The sequence below is a fragment of the Nocardioides sp. JQ2195 genome, assembly GCF_012272695.1.
Taxonomy (GTDB): Bacteria; Actinomycetota; Actinomycetes; order Propionibacteriales; family Nocardioidaceae; genus Nocardioides.
The window spans coordinates 3515329-3532222 of sequence record NZ_CP050902.1; the positions used below are offsets into that span (position 1 = coordinate 3515329).

General features: G+C 67.3%; 11 protein-coding genes. 2 read left to right on the forward strand and 9 right to left on the reverse strand.

Translation table 11 applies throughout. The features are described from left to right. Positions 1 to 6: 6 nt before the first annotated feature. The gene (locus ncot_RS16695) at positions 7 to 879 is read right to left on the reverse strand and encodes an NUDIX domain-containing protein (protein WP_168618616.1); all 873 of its coding nucleotides are present in this window, start codon (positions 877 to 879) and stop codon (positions 7 to 9) included. Positions 880 to 957: 78 nt separating this feature from the next. Between ncot_RS16695 and ncot_RS16700 the strand changes: the two genes are divergently transcribed. Further along, positions 958 to 2037 (forward strand): acyltransferase family protein, encoded by a 1080-nt coding sequence (locus ncot_RS16700; protein ID WP_168618617.1) that lies wholly within the window; start codon positions 958 to 960, stop codon positions 2035 to 2037. Continuing rightward, the gene (locus ncot_RS16705) at positions 1943 to 2983 is read left to right on the forward strand and encodes an acyltransferase family protein (protein ID WP_168618618.1); all 1041 of its coding nucleotides are present in this window, start codon (positions 1943 to 1945) and stop codon (positions 2981 to 2983) included. The genes ncot_RS16700 and ncot_RS16705 overlap by 95 nt, the downstream gene beginning before the upstream one ends. A 10-nt stretch (positions 2984 to 2993) precedes the next feature. On the opposite strand, the gene ncot_RS16710 is transcribed toward ncot_RS16705, so the two are convergent. The 8 genes from ncot_RS16710 to ncot_RS16745 form a co-directional block, all read right to left on the reverse strand. Further along, positions 2994 to 3782 carry a lysophospholipid acyltransferase family protein gene (locus ncot_RS16710; protein WP_168618619.1) on the reverse strand — a complete coding sequence of 263 codons (789 nt, stop codon included), beginning with the start codon at positions 3780 to 3782 and terminating at the stop codon, positions 2994 to 2996. A gap of 183 nt (positions 3783 to 3965) precedes the next feature. After that, positions 3966 to 7787, reverse strand: coding sequence for a DNA-directed RNA polymerase subunit beta' (locus ncot_RS16715; protein WP_168618620.1), 3822 nt, complete (start codon positions 7785 to 7787; stop codon positions 3966 to 3968). Positions 7788 to 7872: 85 nt separating this feature from the next. Continuing rightward, positions 7873 to 11421: a DNA-directed RNA polymerase subunit beta gene (gene rpoB, locus ncot_RS16720; RefSeq protein WP_168618621.1), complete on the reverse strand. Its 3549-nt coding sequence runs from the start codon at positions 11419 to 11421 to the stop codon at positions 7873 to 7875. Positions 11422 to 11642: 221 nt separating this feature from the next. Beyond that, positions 11643 to 12551, reverse strand: coding sequence for a DnaJ domain-containing protein (locus tag ncot_RS16725; RefSeq protein WP_168618622.1), 909 nt, complete (start codon positions 12549 to 12551; stop codon positions 11643 to 11645). After that, on the reverse strand, positions 12548 to 13102 hold the full coding sequence (locus tag ncot_RS16730) for a hypothetical protein (protein WP_168618623.1): 555 nt from the start codon (positions 13100 to 13102) through the stop codon (positions 12548 to 12550). The genes ncot_RS16725 and ncot_RS16730 overlap by 4 nt, the downstream gene beginning before the upstream one ends. Next, complete coding sequence (locus ncot_RS16735; protein ID WP_168618624.1) at positions 13099 to 14418, reverse strand: MlaD family protein; 1320 nt, start codon at positions 14416 to 14418, stop codon at positions 13099 to 13101. Before ncot_RS16735 ends, ncot_RS16730 begins: the two co-directional genes overlap by 4 nt. Further along, positions 14415 to 15788, reverse strand: coding sequence for an MCE family protein (locus ncot_RS16740; protein ID WP_168618625.1), 1374 nt, complete (start codon positions 15786 to 15788; stop codon positions 14415 to 14417). Before ncot_RS16740 ends, ncot_RS16735 begins: the two co-directional genes overlap by 4 nt. Beyond that, positions 15785 to 16894: an MCE family protein gene (locus tag ncot_RS16745; protein ID WP_168618626.1), complete on the reverse strand. Its 1110-nt coding sequence runs from the start codon at positions 16892 to 16894 to the stop codon at positions 15785 to 15787. The genes ncot_RS16740 and ncot_RS16745 overlap by 4 nt, the downstream gene beginning before the upstream one ends.

The following is a 16894-nucleotide window of genomic DNA, read 5'->3' on the forward strand; positions in this document are numbered from 1 at the left end:
CAACGATCAGAGGGCGAGGGCGTGACGCACGACCTCGAGGACCTCCACCCTGCCAGACTCGACATCGCCGACCGGGACCCACGCCACGGCGTCGGTGGTCCCGTCGACCTCGACCACCCGGGGCTCTGCCTCGTCGGTGACCACGGCGTCGAAGATGAGGTGCACGCCGTGGAAGTCCTCGTGCCTCCCGCTGGGCGCCGTCCCCGCGAACTGCACGTCGTGCACGTCGCGCAGGGCGCCGACCTCGCACTCCACCCCGCACTCCTCGCGGATCTCCCTGACCAGCGCGTCGGCCGGCCGCTCGCCGTGGTCCACGCCGCCCCCGGGCAGGGTCCAGGCACCCGTGTGGAAGGCCCGCTCGGAGAGCCGGGTCAGCAGCACGGCTCCACCGCGCCGGATCAGGCCGTACGCCGCCACTCGCTGCACTGCGAAGGGCCGGTGCTCGTCGAGCGCCTCGTGGACCAGGCTGGTGACCGGGGTGGCTCCGCTGGCGACGTCGGCGAGCGGCACCCACTTCGCCTCGATCGTGGAACCGTCCACCTCCACCACGTGTGGCTCGGGCGCATCGACGGGGACCCAGCCCTCGAAGACGATGCGCAGCGCGTGGTAGTCGGCACGCTGCTCGTTGTGCGTGGCCCTGGGGTTGTGCAACGAGTAGACCCGTGCCTGCTCGGAGACCACGGCCGCCAGGCCGGTCTCCTCGTGGATCTCCCGGATCACCGCCTGCCGCGGGTCCTCGCCGTGGTCCAGGCCGCCGCCGGGCAGGGTCCACAGCGGCGTCCGCGAGACCCGTGGGGCCAGTCGGGACAGCAGGATGCGGTCGCCCCGGATGATCACGGCGTACGCCGCGACCCGCTGCCGTTTCGGAAGTCGACCCATGTGACCGGAGTCTATGCCTGCGCCCGAGTGTGACGGACTCGACTTGCCTCAGCACGCTCGGTCGATACGGTGGATCGAATGCGTCGCGATCCCTGGCTCGACAATGTGAAGCTGACGCTGGTCACGCTGGTGGTGATCGGGCACTCGCTCGGCCTCCTCGGGGCCAGCGTCCTGGACCTCCAGATCTACGACTTCATCTACTTCTGGCACATCCCCGCCTTCGTGCTGATCAGCGGACACCTCTCGAAGGGCTTCGAGTGGGACCGGCGCCACTTCTCCTCGCTGTTCACCACGATCGCGCTGCCCTACCTGATCTTCGAGCCCGCCCTCTACTACTTCCGTCGCGAGATCGACCAGCCCGAGGACGGTCCGTTGTGGCTCGAGCCGCACTGGGCGATGTGGTACCTGTGTGTGCTGTTCTTCTGGCGGCTGGCCACTCCCCTGCTCAGGAAGCACTGGGTCTTCGTGCCGATCGCGGTCGTGGTCTCGCTGCTGGGTGGCCTGACCGACGAGCTGGTCTTCTGCCTGCCCCGGATCCTGGGGCTGCTGCCGTTCTTCGTCCTCGGCCTCCACCTCGACCACTCCCACCTGCGGCGCCTGACCACCTGGTGGGTCAAGCCGTTCGCGGTCGCCGCGCTGGTCTGGATCTTCCAGCTCAGCGCGAGCCTCGACAGCTGGGGACGCTCCGCCTTCCTCTGGTACGACCAGGGCTACGGGGCGCTCGGCTACACCACCGGCGACGCCATGGCGGTGCGGGCCGCGGTGATGGCCGTCGGCCTGCTCGGCACCGCCAGCGTGCTGGCACTCGTGCCACGCAGGGCCTCCGTCTTCAGCACCATGGGATCGGCCACCCTGGTGGTCTACCTCTTCCACGGCTTCTTCGTCCGGTACGCCGACCACGCCGGTTGGCTCGAGCGCTGGCACGACCGCCAGTGGCTGCCCCTGGTCGTGGTCACCCTCGCCGCGATCGCGCTCTCCCTCGTGCTGGCCTCTCCCCCGGTGGCCAGGGTGCTCACCTGGTTCGTCGATCCGGTGGGTTCGGTGCGTCGTCTACGGTTGTCCGGTGGCACGCGATCCCTGGCTCGACAACGTGAAGATGACACTGGTGACCGTGGTCGTGATCGGCCACGCGCTGGTGCTGGTGCTGGCCAACGGTGACAACGAGCAGATCTACAACTTCATCTACACCTGGCACATCCCGGCGTTCGTGCTGGTCACCGGCTACTTCTCCCGACGCTTCACGTGGAGCCGCACGAAGCTCTGGTCACTCTTCTGCACGATCGCGGTGCCCTACCTGCTCTTCGAGTGGGCGATGCTCACCTTTCGCGAGTACCTCGACGATCCCACCATCGAGAGCGGCCCGATCTGGCTCGATCCGCACTGGCCGATGTGGTACCTCTCCGCGACCTTCCTGTGGCGACTGGCCACTCCGATCCTCGTCAGGCACTGGTCCGCGCTGCCCTTGAGCGTGGTGGCCAGCCTGTTGATGGGCACCCTGCACGCCGAGTGGACGACGTACCTCGACCTGCAGCGCACCGTGGGTTTCCTGCCGTTCTTCGTGCTCGGCCTGCACCTGCGGCCCGCACACCTCGCCCGGTTGAGGAGCCGGGTCGCCCCGGTGGTGGGTCTGGTCGTCCTGCTGGGCATCTTCGTGCTCGCCGGGCACGCCGACGACTGGCTGACCTCCGACGGCGCCTGGCCGCCGCGGTGGCTGTGGTACTCGATTCCCTACGACAGCTTCGGGGTCAGCGCGACCGACGGGATGTGGATCCGCTTCCGGGTGATGATGCTCGGCGCCGTGGGTGTGGCGGCGGTCCTCGCGGTCATCCCCCGCCGGCAGGGCTGGTTCTCCGAGATGGGTGCCGCGACGCTGGTGGTCTATCTCTTCCACGGCTTCTTCGTGCGCTGGACCCGCTCCACCGACTACGCGCTCTGGTCAGCCGACCACACGCCGTACGCCCTGTGGCTGACCATCGCCGCGTCCATCGCGCTGGCCCTGTTCCTGGCGTCACCACCGGTGGTGAGGGTGCTGGGCTGGGCCGTCGACCCGATCGGCTCCGTGCAACGAGCCCGCACCCGCAGCACCCCGTCCCGGCAGTCCTGACGGTGCGGTCCTAGCCGGCCGACGGACCCCAGGTCGGCCGGACGGCGCTGCGCGGCACGTCGTCCAGGGCGGCCGCCTCCGCGAGGTCCGGCGCGTGCCCGCCGAGGTGAGCGGGGTACCACGGCGCGTACTCCCCCGGCCGCGGCCGATGGTGCGGGAGCTGCTGCAGCTCCTCCAGCATCTGGGAGAGCACGCCACCGAGGTGGGCGGTGCACTCGGTCAGGTCGTCTCCCGGCGCCACGCGCAACGGGGCACCGAAGGAGACGTCCACCCGGCGTCCACGCCTCCACTCGGGCGGAGGTTCCCGGCCGTCCACCGGTCGACCGACCGAATAGATCCGCTGCGAGCCCCACAGCGCCACCGGGACCACCGGGGCACCCGTCTCCCGCGCCAGGGACGCCACGCCCCGCATCAGCGGCCGGACCGTGTAGGAGTAGGAGATCCCTGCCTCCGGGAACGCGCAGACCGCCTCACCCCGCGCCAGCAACCCCCGCGCCCTGAGGTAGGCACCGGCCGGTGCCTGCCGGTCCACCGGGACGTGTTGCATCCTGTCCATGAACCACGCCGCCCAGGCCTTGTCCCAGACGTCGTGGCGGGTCATGAAGCGAACGAAGGGACGCCGCTCCAGGGCGCCCTTCTGCACGAACACGAAGTCGGGGTAGGAGACGTGCGTGCAGGCCAGCAGCACCGGTCCGGCGACCGGGACGTGGTCGGCACCCCGGGTCTCCACACGCACGTCGAGCGCCCTCAGCAACCCGTTGCCGATCCGGTTGACCGCGGCGTGGATGCGGTCGCTCATGGCGGGGATCCTACTGGTTCATCCCCCGATCATCTCGGTGACGGTGCTCGAGCTGTTGCCGGTGCACCCGGCCGTGTGAGCCCCACCCCCGGGCAGGACGAAGGGCCCCAGCCGGGTCGGCTGGGGCCCTTCGTCGGTGACTACGTCAGATCAGTTCTGGAAGGAACCTGATCTCGATGCGGCTCAGTTCTGGTAGGAACCGAAGTCGAAGTCGTCGAGCGCAACGGCCTGGCCGCCGGTCCCGCCGAACTCGTAGTCGTAGGTGTCGTAACCGGAGACGGAGTACGCCGCAGCGCGGGCCTCCTCGGTCGGCTCCACCCGGATGTTGCGGTAGCGCTCCAAGCCGGTGCCGGCCGGGATCAGCTTTCCGATGATCACGTTCTCCTTCAGGCCACGCAGGCTGTCGGAGCGACCGTTGATCGCGGCGTCGGTGAGCACTCGGGTGGTCTCCTGGAAGGAGGCCGCCGAGAGCCACGACTCCGTGGCCAGCGAGGCCTTGGTGATGCCCATCAGCTCCGGACGACCCGACGCCGGCTTGCCACCCTCGGAGAGAACGCGACGGTTCTCCTCCTCGAAGCGGACCCGGTCGACCAGGTCGGACGGGAGCAGGTTGGTGTCACCGGACTCGAGCACCGTGATCCGGCGCAGCATCTGCCGCACGATGATCTCGATGTGCTTGTCGTGGATCGACACACCCTGGCTGCGGTAGACGTTCTGCACCTCGTCGACCAGGTGCTGCTGGGCGCGACGGACACCCAGGATGCGCAGGACCTCCTTGGGGTCCTCCGTTCCCTGCGTGAAGCGGTCGCCCACCTCGACGTGGTCACCGTCGGTGACCAGCAGGCGCGAGCGACGGCTGACGGGGTACTCGACGACCTCGGAACCGTCGTCGGGGGTGACCACGATCTTGCGGGCCTTGTCGCCGTCCTCGATCTCGATGCGACCGGCGACCTCGGAGATCGGGGCCAGACCCTTGGGGGTCCGGGCCTCGAACAGCTCGACGACGCGGGGCAGACCCTGCGTGATGTCGTCGGCCGAGGCCACACCACCGGTGTGGAAGGTACGCATCGTGAGCTGCGTGCCGGGCTCACCGATGGACTGGGCGGCGATGATGCCGACCGCCTCACCGATGTCGACCAGCTTGCCGGTGGCCAGCGAACGGCCGTAGCACTTGGCGCAGGTTCCGGTGCGGGCGTCGCAGGTCAGCACGGAGCGGACCTTGACCTCCACGATCCCGGCAGCCACGAGCTCCGCGATCTTCACGTCGCCGAGGTCTTCACCGGCAGCGGCGAGGACGTCGCCGGTCTCCGGGTGGGTGACCTCGACGGCGGCAGTGCGGGCGTACGCCGCGGTCTCGGCGTTCTCGTGCTTGATGACCTTGCCGTCGGGCAGCACCTCGCCGATGACCTTGGGCAGACCACGCTCGGTGCCGCAGTCGTCCTCACGAATGATGACGTCCTGCGAGACGTCCACCAGACGACGGGTCAGGTAGCCCGAGTCAGCGGTCCGCAGCGCGGTGTCGGCCAGACCCTTGCGGGCACCGTGGGTGGAGATGAAGTACTCCAGGACCGAGAGGCCCTCACGGAAGTTGGCCTTGATCGGCCGGGCGATGATGTCGCCCTTCGGGTTGGCCACCAGGCCACGCATGGCGGCAACCTGACGGATCTGCATCATGTTTCCGGAGGCGCCCGAGTCGACCATCATGTAGATCGGGTTGGACCGGTCGAAGTTCTTCTCCATCGCCTTGGCGACTTCGTTGGAGGCCTGGGTCCAGATCTCGATGAGCTCCTGACGGCGCTCGTCGTCGGTGACCAGGCCACGCTCGAACTGCTGCTGGACCTTCGCCGCCTGGGCCTCGTACTTGCCGAGGATCTCGACCTTGTCGGCAGGCGTGGTGACGTCGTCGATGGAGACCGTCACACCGGACCGGGTGGCCCAGTGGAAACCGGTGTCCTTCAGGGCGTCCAGGGACGCCGCGACCTCGACCTTGGTGTAGCGCTCGGCCAGGTCGTTGACGATCGCGCCGAGCTGCTTCTTGCCCACCTCGTAGTTGACGTAGGCGTAGTCGGCCGGCAGGGCGTCGTTGAAGATCGAGCGGCCCAGCGTGGTCTCCACGGACTCGTCGCCGATGCGCAGGGTGATCCTGCTCTGCAGCGAGATCTCCTTGCGGTCGAACGCCATGATGGCCTCGGCCTGCGAGGAGAAGGTGCGCCCCTCGCCCGGGCCCTCGCGGTCGGTGGTCAGGAAGAACAGACCGATGATCATGTCCTGGGTGGGCATGGTCACGGGGCGACCGTCGGAGGGCTTGAGGATGTTGTTCGTCGACAGCATCAGGATCCGCGCCTCGGCCTGGGCCTCGGCGGACAGCGGCAGGTGCACCGCCATCTGGTCACCGTCGAAGTCGGCGTTGAAGGCCGAGCAGACGAGCGGGTGGATCTGGATGGCCTTGCCCTCGATCAGCTGGGGCTCGAAGGCCTGGATGCCGAGGCGGTGCAGCGTGGGTGCACGGTTGAGCAGCACCGGGTGCTCGGTGATGACCTCTTCGAGGACGTCCCACACGACCGGACGCGAGCGCTCCACCATCCGCTTGGCGGACTTGATGTTCTGCGCGTGCGACAGGTCGACCAGACGCTTCATCACGAACGGCTTGAAGAGCTCCAGCGCCATCTGCTTGGGCAGGCCGCACTGGTGCAGCTTCAGCTGCGGACCGGACACGATGACCGAGCGACCCGAGTAGTCGACGCGCTTTCCGAGCAGGTTCTGGCGGAAGCGACCCTGCTTGCCCTTGAGCATGTCGGAGAGCGACTTGAGCGGGCGGTTGCCCGGGCCGGTCACCGGACGACCACGACGGCCGTTGTCGAACAGTGAGTCGACGGCCTCCTGGAGCATCCGCTTCTCGTTGTTGACGATGATCTCCGGGGCACCGAGGTCGAGCAGGCGCTTGAGTCGGTTGTTGCGGTTGATCACGCGACGGTAGAGGTCGTTCAGGTCCGAGGTGGCGAAACGACCACCGTCGAGCTGGACCATCGGACGCAGGTCCGGCGGGATGACCGGGACGGCGTCGAGGACCATGCCGATCGGCTGGTTGCCGGTCTTGCGGAAGGCGTCGACGACCTTGAGGCGCTTCAGGGCGCGGACCTTCTTCTGGCCCTTGCCGGTGGCGATGGTCTCGCGGAGGTTCTCGACCTCCTCCGCGATGTCGAAGTCCTGCAGGCGCTTCTGGATCGCCGCAGCGCCCATGTGGCCCTCGAAGTACTTGCCGAACCAGGTCTTCATCTCGCGGTAGAGCAGCTCGTCGCCCATCAGGTCCTGGACCTTGAGGGACTTGAACGTGTTCCAGACCTCGTCGAGGCGGTCGATCTCGCGCTGGGCACGGTCGCGCAGCTGCTTCATCTCCCGCTCGGCACCGTCGCGCACCTTGCGGCGGGCGTCGGCCTTCGCACCCTCGGCCTCGAGCGTGGCGAGGTCCTCCTCGAGCTTCTTGCTGCGGTCCTCCAGGGAGGTGTCGCGGCGACCCTCGAGGCGCTTGCGCTCCAGGTCGACCTTGCCCTCGAGCGAGGACAGGTCGCGGTGGCGGGCGTCCTCGTCGACGGAGGTGATCATGTAGGCAGCGAAGTAGATGACCTTCTCGAGGTCCTTCGGCGCCAGGTCGAGCAGGTAGCCCAGGCGGGACGGGACACCCTTGAAGTACCAGATGTGGGTCACGGGAGCGGCGAGCTCGATGTGGCCCATCCGCTCGCGGCGCACCTTGGAGCGGGTGACCTCGACGCCACAACGCTCACAGATGATGCCCTTGAAGCGGACGCGCTTGTACTTGCCGCAGTAGCACTCCCAGTCCCGGGTCGGGCCGAAGATCTTCTCGCAGAAGAGTCCGTCGCGCTCGGGCTTGAGGGTGCGGTAGTTGATGGTTTCCGGCTTCTTGACCTCACCGTGGCTCCATCCGCGGATGTCTTCCGCAGTGGCAAGGCCGATCTGAAGCTGGTCGAAGAAGTTCACGTCGAGCACGATGGCTGTAGTCCTTCGTTAGTTCTGGATCAAATGCTTGGACTGAGTCGCCCTCCGCCCGGGATCGCCGGGCGGAGGTGCTGGCTCAGACTTCTTCGACGGAGCTGGGCTCGCGACGCGACAGGTCGATGCCCAGCTCTTCAGCGGCCCGGAAGACGTCTTCCTCGGCGTCGCGGAGCTCGATCGAGGAGCCGTCCTGCGAGAGGACCTCCACGTTCAGGCAGAGCGACTGCATCTCCTTGACGAGAACCTTGAACGACTCGGGAATGCCGGAGTCGGGGATGTTCTCGCCCTTGACGATGGCCTCGTAGACCTTGACGCGACCAGGCACGTCGTCGGACTTGATCGTCAGCAGCTCCTGCAGGGCGTAGGCGGCGCCGTACGCCTCCATCGCCCAGACCTCCATCTCGCCGAACCGCTGGCCACCGAACTGGGCCTTACCACCCAGGGGCTGCTGCGTGATCATCGAGTAGGGGCCGGTGCTGCGTGCGTGGATCTTGTCGTCGACCAGGTGGTGCAGCTTGAGGATGTACATGTAGCCCACCGAGACCGGGTCCGGGAACGGCTCGCCGGAGCGGCCGTCGAACAGGTCGGCCTTTCCGTTCTCGCCGATCATCCGCACGCCGTCACGGGTCGGCAGGGTCGAGCCCAGCAGACCGGTGATCTCGTCCTCGCGCGCACCGTCGAACACCGGGGTGGCGACCTTGGTGTTCGGCTCGGCCTTGTCGGCGTGGATCTTGATGAGGCGCTGCTTCCAGTCCGCGCTCTCCGGGTCGTCGTGCAGGTTGAGGTCCCAACCCTGCTTGGCGAGCCAGCCGAGGTGGAGCTCGAGGATCTGGCCGATGTTCATCCGTCGCGGGACACCCAGCGGGTTCAGGATCACGTCGACCGGGGTGCCGTCCTCCATGAACGGCATGTCCTCGATCGGCAGGATCTTGGCGATGACGCCCTTGTTGCCGTGACGACCGGCGAGCTTGTCGCCCACCGAGATCTTGCGCTTCTGGGCAACGTAGACACGCACCAGCTGGTTGACACCCGGGGGCAGCTCGTCGCCGTCCTCGCGGTCGAAAACGCGCACGCCGATGACGGTTCCGGACTCACCGTGCGGGACCTTCATCGAGGTGTCGCGCACCTCGCGGGCCTTCTCACCGAAGATGGCGCGCAGGAGGCGCTCCTCCGGGGTCAGCTCGGTCTCACCCTTGGGGGTCACCTTGCCGACGAGGATGTCACCGTTGGTGACCTCGGCGCCGATGCGGATGATGCCGCGCTCGTCGAGGTCGGCCAACATCTCGTCGGAGACGTTGGGGATGTCGCGGGTGATCTCCTCCGGGCCGAGCTTGGTGTCGCGGGCGTCGACCTCGTGCTCCTCGATGTGGATCGAGGTGAGGACGTCTTCCTGGACCAGGCGCTGGCTGAGGATGATCGCGTCCTCGTAGTTGTGGCCCTGCCACGGCATGAAGGCGACCAGCAGGTTGGTGCCCAGCGCCATCTCGGCGTCGTCGGTGCACGGACCGTCGGCGATGGGCGTGCCGGCCCGGCCGGTCAGCGCGTCGCGACCCTCGACCCGGTCACCCTCGGAGACCAGCGGACGCTGGTTGATGCAGGTGCCCTGGTTGGAGCGACGGAACTTCGCCATGCGGTACGTCGAGTAGGTGCCGTCGTCGTTCATGACCTCGATCAGGTCGGCCGACACCTCCTTGACCACGCCGCCCTTCTCGGCGGTGACCACGTCGCCGGCGTCGACGGCGGCACGGAGCTCCATGCCGGTGCCGACGATGGGCGAGTCGCTCTTGACGAGCGGCACGGCCTGACGCTGCATGTTGGCACCCATGAGGGCACGGTTGGCGTCGTCGTGCTCGAGGAACGGGATCAGGGCCGTCGCGACCGACACCATCTGGCGCGGCGAGACGTCCATGTAGTCGACCTCGTCGGCCAGGATCTCGGTGACCTCACCGTCGCGCTGGCGGACCAGCACCCGCTCCTCGGCGAAGCGCATGTTGTCGTCGAGCTTGGCGTTGGCCTGCGCGATGACGAACTTGTCCTCGTCGTCGGCGGTCAGGTAGTCGACCTTGTCGGTGACGACACCCTTCTCGACGCGGCGGTAGGGCGTCTCGACGAACCCGAACGGGTTGATCCGGCCGTAGGAGGCCAGCGAGCCGATCAGACCGATGTTGGGACCCTCGGGGGTCTCGATCGGGCACATCCGGCCGTAGTGCGAGGTGTGGACGTCGCGGACCTCCATGCCGGCACGGTCACGGGAGAGACCACCCGGGCCGAGCGCGGAGAGGCGGCGCTTGTGGGTCAGACCGGCGATCGGGTTGGTCTGGTCCATGAACTGCGAGAGCTGGGAGGTCCCGAAGAACTCCTTCAGCGCGGCGACGACCGGGCGGATGTTGATCAGGGACTGCGGCGTGATGGCCTCGACGTCCTGGGTCGTCATCCGCTCGCGGACCACGCGCTCCATCCGGGCCAGACCGGTGCGGAGCTGGTTCTGGATCAGCTCGCCGACGGTGCGCATGCGGCGGTTGCCGAAGTGATCGATGTCGTCGGGACGGACCTCGATCTCCTTGCCGTCGGAGTCGATGAGGACGTTGCCCTCACCGTCGGTCAGCTTGTCGTCGCCGTTGTGCAGGCGGACGATGTAGCGGATCGTGGCGACGATGTCGGAGATGGTCAGCGTCTGCTTGTCGAAGGCCTCGGCCTGGCCGAGCTTCTTGTTGATCTTGTAGCGGCCGACCTTGGCCAAGTCGTAGCGCTTCGGGTTGAAGTAGTAGTTCTTCAACAGCGTCAGCGCGGCCTCGCGCGTGGGCGGTTCGCCCGGACGCAGCTTGCGGTAGATGTCGAGCAGTGCGTCGTCAGGACCCTCGGTGTTGTCCTTCTCGAGCGTCAGCTGGATCGACTCGTACTGGCTGAGCTCGGCCATCACGGCCTGGTAGTCGTAGTCCTCGCCGGTGTCCTCGGCGACGGCCACGAGGGCCTTCAGCAGGACGGTGACGTTCTGCTTGCGCTTGCGGTCGAGGCGTACGCCGACCAGGTCGCGCTTGTCGACCTCGAACTCGAGCCAGGCACCACGCGACGGGATGACCTTGGAGGTGAAGATGTCCTTGTCGGACGTCTTGTCCGCGGCCCGCTCGAAGTAGACGCCGGGGGAACGCACCAGCTGCGAGACGACGACACGCTCGGTGCCGTTGATCACGAAGGTGCCCTTGTCGGTCATCAACGGGAACTCGCCCATGAAGACCGTCTGGCCCTTGATCTCGCCGGTCTCGTTGTTGGTGAACTCGGCGGAGACGTAGAGAGGTGCGGAGTAGGTGAAGTCCTTCTCCTTGCACTCGTCGACGGTGTACTTCGGATCGACGAACTCAGGGTTCTCGAACGAGAGCGACATCGTCTCGGAGAAGTCCTCGATCGGTGAGATCTCCTCGAAGATCTCCGTCAGACCGGACTTCGTCGAGACGTCCTCGCCGGCATCGATGCGGGCCTGGACGACCTGCTGCCACTTCTCGTTGCCGACGAGCCAGTCGAAGCTGTCGGTCTGGAGAGCCAGGAGTTGTGGAACCTCGAGGGGTTCGCTGATCTTTGCGAAGGAAGTGCGACGGTGGTTGTTGCTTGCTGCGTTGCTGCGCGCGGCCAAGAGTGTGTCCTTCTACAGGTTCGCTCTGGTGTTCGCGCCAACCCACCACAAACCAGCCACCGGACAGGCAGGAAGCATTTGAGGGCAGGCGCAAAGAAGGAGCCTAGCTCAAATAGGCGCGCCTCACAACCCCCGCGATCGTGGAACTGCGATCGCCATGATGCTGTTGGGCTAGATCATGAACCCGCAACCGGCTCAGGTCAAGCACCGCGGCCGGAAGCTCAGTTCTGGCCGGGCTCGGAGGCCGGCGGGTGGTCCGACTCCTGGTCGGCGCTCGCCGGCTGCCAGAGGTCCATGTCCTGGATCAGCCAGGCCCCGTCCTCGTGCACCATCTTCACCGTCATCGGGATCGGCGGCAGGTTGGTGGAGGTGTTCTTGTTGGTGGTCCTGCTCGAGAGCACCACCACCAGCTCGACCAGGTCTCCCCCCTCGGAGGCCCGCACGACGCCCGACCCGATCACCTGGGTGACCGCGGCGCCCTTGACCTTCTCCAGGTTGGGCAGGATCGCGTCGTTCCAGATCTTGTCGTAGGAGGTGGCGACCTCGCCGGTCAGCACCTGCATCGCTGCGTCGTGGTCGCGCTCGGGATAGCGGTGGTCGTAGGTGAGGACCTTGGGCACCGACTGCTCGGCCGCGGCCCGCGCCGCGGTGATGTCGGCCTCGACCTCGTCCGGGTCACTGCTCCCCCGCTGCAACCAGAACGCGCCGCCGGCGGCGGCCAGGGTGGCCACCAGCAGGAGCGCCAGCATCCAGACCGGTACGTCGCGACCGCCCGCCGAGCGCTCGGGCGCCGGCTCGTCCACAGCACCCGTCGTGGGCTCGCCCGACGCGTCCACCGGGACCGGGGCATCCGCCTCGTGCGACTCGACCGAGGACTCAGCCTGCTCCGCCCCGTCGGTCGGGTCGTCGCGTTCCGACACGTCGGGCTCGGGGCTCGACTCGGGCCCCAGCTCCTCGTCGTACGCCGCCCGCTTGTCCTCGTCGAGCAGCACCCCGGCCGCCCTGTTGTAGAGCCCGAAACGGTGGTCGGTGGGGTCGAGGTCCGCGATGGAGCCCTTCCACGCCGTCCGGATCTCGTCGCTCGAGGCACTGCGCTCGACGCCCAGGAGGTCGTACCAGTTGGCGCTCACTGTGCCGCTCCGTACTCGGAGAAGTCATCGACGAGCCAGGTGTCGTCGACCTTCTTCAAGGTGATGTTCCAAGCGTAGGGGCCGGTCTGCTCCTGCTTCTTCACCGACTCGGTTGACTCCCCGCCGACGATGACCACCGCAGAGTCCTCCTCGAGGCTCTCCACCGCGACCCGGTCCACCGTCACCCGTCGGGAGTAGCCCTGGCTGGCAACGGCCTTCTCGAGCAGCTCGCTGGCCTTGTCGAAGTCGGCCTTGAAGGAGGTGGTGATCAGCGGCTCGACCCGCGAGCGGTACGCGGTCAGCGACTTGTTCTCGTCGAGGTCACCGGCACCGAAGTTCCACCCGGCCAGCATGTACTCACGGGCCTTGAGCATGACGGCGTCGCGGTTCTCCTGCGCCGGGTTGTCGTCGACCGCACGGTGTTCCCGGAAGGCGAGGACCAACCAGACGAGGGAGGCGACCAGGGCGAGCGCCAGCAGCACGGCGATGGCCCGCCGCACCCGCGGTGAGCCCATCGTGGCCCTGGAGGTGGTCGTCTCGCTGGTCGTCACTCCGCGTCCTGGAGCGGACGGAGCATCAACCACGTCCACGACTCCTCTCCATCGGCTGATTCGCCGGCCGTGTCGCTGGCCGGCTGGTCGATCGGGCTGTGGGTCAGGGTACCGGCGGGGGTCAACCGGGCCGGCTGGTCGAGCCAGGTCACCTTGCCGGTCCTCTCGTCGTACGTCGCCACCACGGGCTGGTCGTAGTCAGTCGCGGCACGGTTGAGGTTCTGGGCACCGCGGGCGTTCGACGTCGACGCCGGTTCCCGGCAACCCAGGTTGGTCTTCAGCGGCCGGTTGTCCCGGTCGAAGGGATCGCGCCGGTCAGCCCCCTCGTAGCCGGCGTGGCACAGCTTGTGCGGGGTCAGCACGAGCCCGAAGTGCGCGTCGTACTGGCCGGTCGCCGGGTCCTTGGAGACCACGGTGAAGCCCGACTCCACGACGTAGGGGTAGATCGACAGCATGTGCTCCAGGCCGTCCAGGTTGCGCACGACGACCTCGCTGGTCGTGACCAGGTTGTTGAGCAGCGACGACAGGTCGACCTGGTTGTCCTCGATGAAGGTGCGCAGCTCGTTGGCCGTCGCGGAGCCGCTGTCGATGACCTTGCGCAGGTCGGCGTCGGAGCCGGCCAGGGTGGTGCTGAAGGCCTCGAGGTTGCGCGAGAAGTTCCTGATCGAGGACGCCGTCGCCAGCTGGCCGCCCAGCACGGTGTTGGCGTCCTTGATCAGTGCCGTCGTGACGTCGAAGTTGTCGTTGGCGGTCTCGATGAACGAGTTGGAGGTGTCGATGATCTGGCCGAGGTCCTCGCCGGTGCCGTCGAAGGCGAGCCCGAGCTCGTGGACCACGGTGCGCAGGTCGTCCTGGTCGACGCTGTTGACGGTCGCCGAGATGTCACCGAGGAGCTTCGCGGTCGGGATCGGGGTGCGGGTGTCGACCGTGGGGATCTCCGACGAGTCCTCGAGGAAGGGACCGTCGTCCACCTTGGGCTGCAGCTCGACGTACTGCTCGCCGACCGCGGAGCGGTTGCCGACCACGGCCAGGGTGCTGTCGGGGATCTTGTCCCAGTCGTTCTCGATGCTGAGGTGCACGTCGACCCCGTCATCGGTCAGCACCATCTTGTCCACCTGCCCGACGGTCACGCCACGGTAGGTGACCTCGGCGCCGGAGAAGATGCCGCCGGACTCTTGGAAGTGGGCCACCACGGTGTAGCTCCGGTCGAACACGACCCGGTCCAGCTGCGCGTAGCGTGCGCCGACGTAGGACACACCGAGGAGGGTGATGATCACGAAGACCACCAGCTGCAGCTTGGTTCGACGTGTGATCACTGGGCCACCCCCGGAAGCAGGATCCGTGCCAGCGACGGGTCATAGGCGTCCATCGCCCGCGGCAGGGGCACCGACCGGGTCCGCCCGGACCCGGGAGCCGGGCGGTTCAGCCCGCCGAGGAGGTCGTCGATCACGCTGCCTCCGTCATCGAGGTCGAGCAGCTTCGGCTTGTCACCGTCGGCGCCGGTCGTGCACAGCTGCGGAAGGATCGTGCAGGGCGCTTCGAGAACCGGGTCCAGGGCCTTGAGGCACTTCTCCAGGTTCGGCGCGTCGAGACAGTCCTTGACCTTCTTGAGCGCGCCGTCGCACAGGTCCTTGAGGTCGATGTCTCCGTTCGTCGGGATCTGGCCCAGCGGGATGCAGGCCGTCTCCCCTCCGTCGGCGAGCAGCTTGACGTCCAGCTTGATGGCCAGGTTCACGTAGTCACCCATGTGCAGGTTGCGTGCCACCTGCGGGTCGCGGCCCACCGACTCGTCCACGAACGGGTAGGTGAGGAAGACGCTGAACGCGTTGGCGAAGTCGTCCCCGCTCCTGGCCAGGCCGGTGAGCACCGGGTCGAGCTGGGTCAGGGCATCGATCGTGGACGCCTTGGACACCTTGATCACCCGCGTGCCGACCTTGCCGAGACGGGCCAGGGCCTTGAGCATCTTGACCAGGTCGGCGCGCTGCTGGTCGATCGAGTCCAGGGCTGCCGGCAGCTCGTCGAGCGCTGACGTGATCGAGGGCTTCTGCTTGTTGACCTGCTTGGAGAGGTTGTTCAGGGACTCGATGGCGGTGACCACGTCGCCCTTGTTGTCATCGAGCTGCTTCATGAACGTGCGCAACGAGGTGAGCACGCTCCTCGCGCTGTCCTCGCGACCGCCCAAGGCCTTGTTGAGCTCGCTGGAGATCGTCTTGAGCTGGGCCACCCCGCCACCGTTGAGCACCAGGCTCAGCGCACCGAGGACCTCCTCGACCTCCGGGTTGCGGTTGGTGCTCGACTCCTTGATCCGGTCGCCGTCGGCCAGCCGCTCGGTCGTCGGGTTCGACGGTGCCTCCAGCGACACGAACTTCTCGCCGAGCAGGCTGGTCTGCCGGATCTCGGCCACCGCGTTCGACGGCAGGTCGACGTCGTCGCGCAGCACCATCCTCACTTCGGCCTTGTCGTCCTTGAGCGTGATGTCGGTGATCTTGCCGACCGTGACGTCAGCGACCTTCACGGTGGACTGGGGCACCAGGTCGAGCACGTCGGGGAAGATCACGGTGACCTCCATCGGGTTGTCACCGACATCGGCGCCGCCGGGAAGCGGGAGCTTCTGCACGGAGAAGCCGCACCCGGTCACCATCGCCAGGGCGAGCACGCTGAGCAGGATCATCACACGACGGGTCATCGGGCGACCTCCAGCAGTGAGCTGAACGTGGTGTCCCGGGCCGACCGGGAACCGTAGGTGGCGCTGCGCGGGACCAGCCCGTCGACCAGCTTGCACAGGGTGCCGCTGCTGTCGGCCTGCCCGATGATCGAGCACAGGGCGATGGCCGGGTTCTCGCTCAGCTCGTGGCCGAGGTTGTCGAGGTTCGCCGCGGTGTCCAGGGTGCCGGCCTCGGGGTTGTAGGTCAGCGCGAGGTTGCTGAGTGCCACCGGACCGGCCTTCAGGATCTCGTCGAGCTCACCACGACGCTTGACCAGCGTCTTGGAGACCTTGTTGAGCCCGGAGATGTTCTTGCTGAGCAGGGCCTTGTTGTCCTTGACGAAGGCCTCCACCTTGCCCAGAGCGGTCCCGAGGTTCTCCAGCGAGGCCGCCAGGTCGTCCTTCTCACCGGCGAGCAGGTCGGAGACGGACGACATCGACTGGTTGAACCGACGCACCACGGTGTCGTTGTCGGCCAGGGTCTTGATGAACTTCTCCAGCTCCTGGGCGCTGCCGAAGAGCTCGTCCTTGTTGTTCTCCAAGGTGCCGGTGAGCTTGCCGAGGTCCTCGATCGTCTGGTGGAACTTCTCGCCCTGCCCGGCGAAGTTCTGCGCGGTGGTGGTGAGCAGCTCGGTCAGCGCGCCGTCGCTGTTGGCGCCCTCGGGGCCGAGTGCCACGGTGAGGTCGTCGAGGCTCTGGTAGATGTCGTCGAGCTCCACGGGGGTGGCCGTGCGCTCCACGTCGAGGACGGCGTCGTCCTTCATCTTCGCTCCGCCCTCGTAGACCGGCGTGAGCTGGATGAACCGGTCGCCGACCACGCTCGGGGAGACGATGACGGCCGTGGCGTCGGCCGGGATGTCCACCTCGGGGTCGTAGGAGATCTCCACGTCGACCGTGGTGCCGCTGGGGGTGACCTTGTCGACCTGGCCGACCGGGATGCCCAGCACCCGGACGTCGGAGCCCTCGTAGAGCGAGACCGTGCGCGGGAACGAGACCGTCATGTGCTTGCGGTCCTCGCTGCGGAACATCACGAACGCGGCCGCGACCAGCAGGACGACGATGATGCCCGGGATGATTGCCCTCTTCAT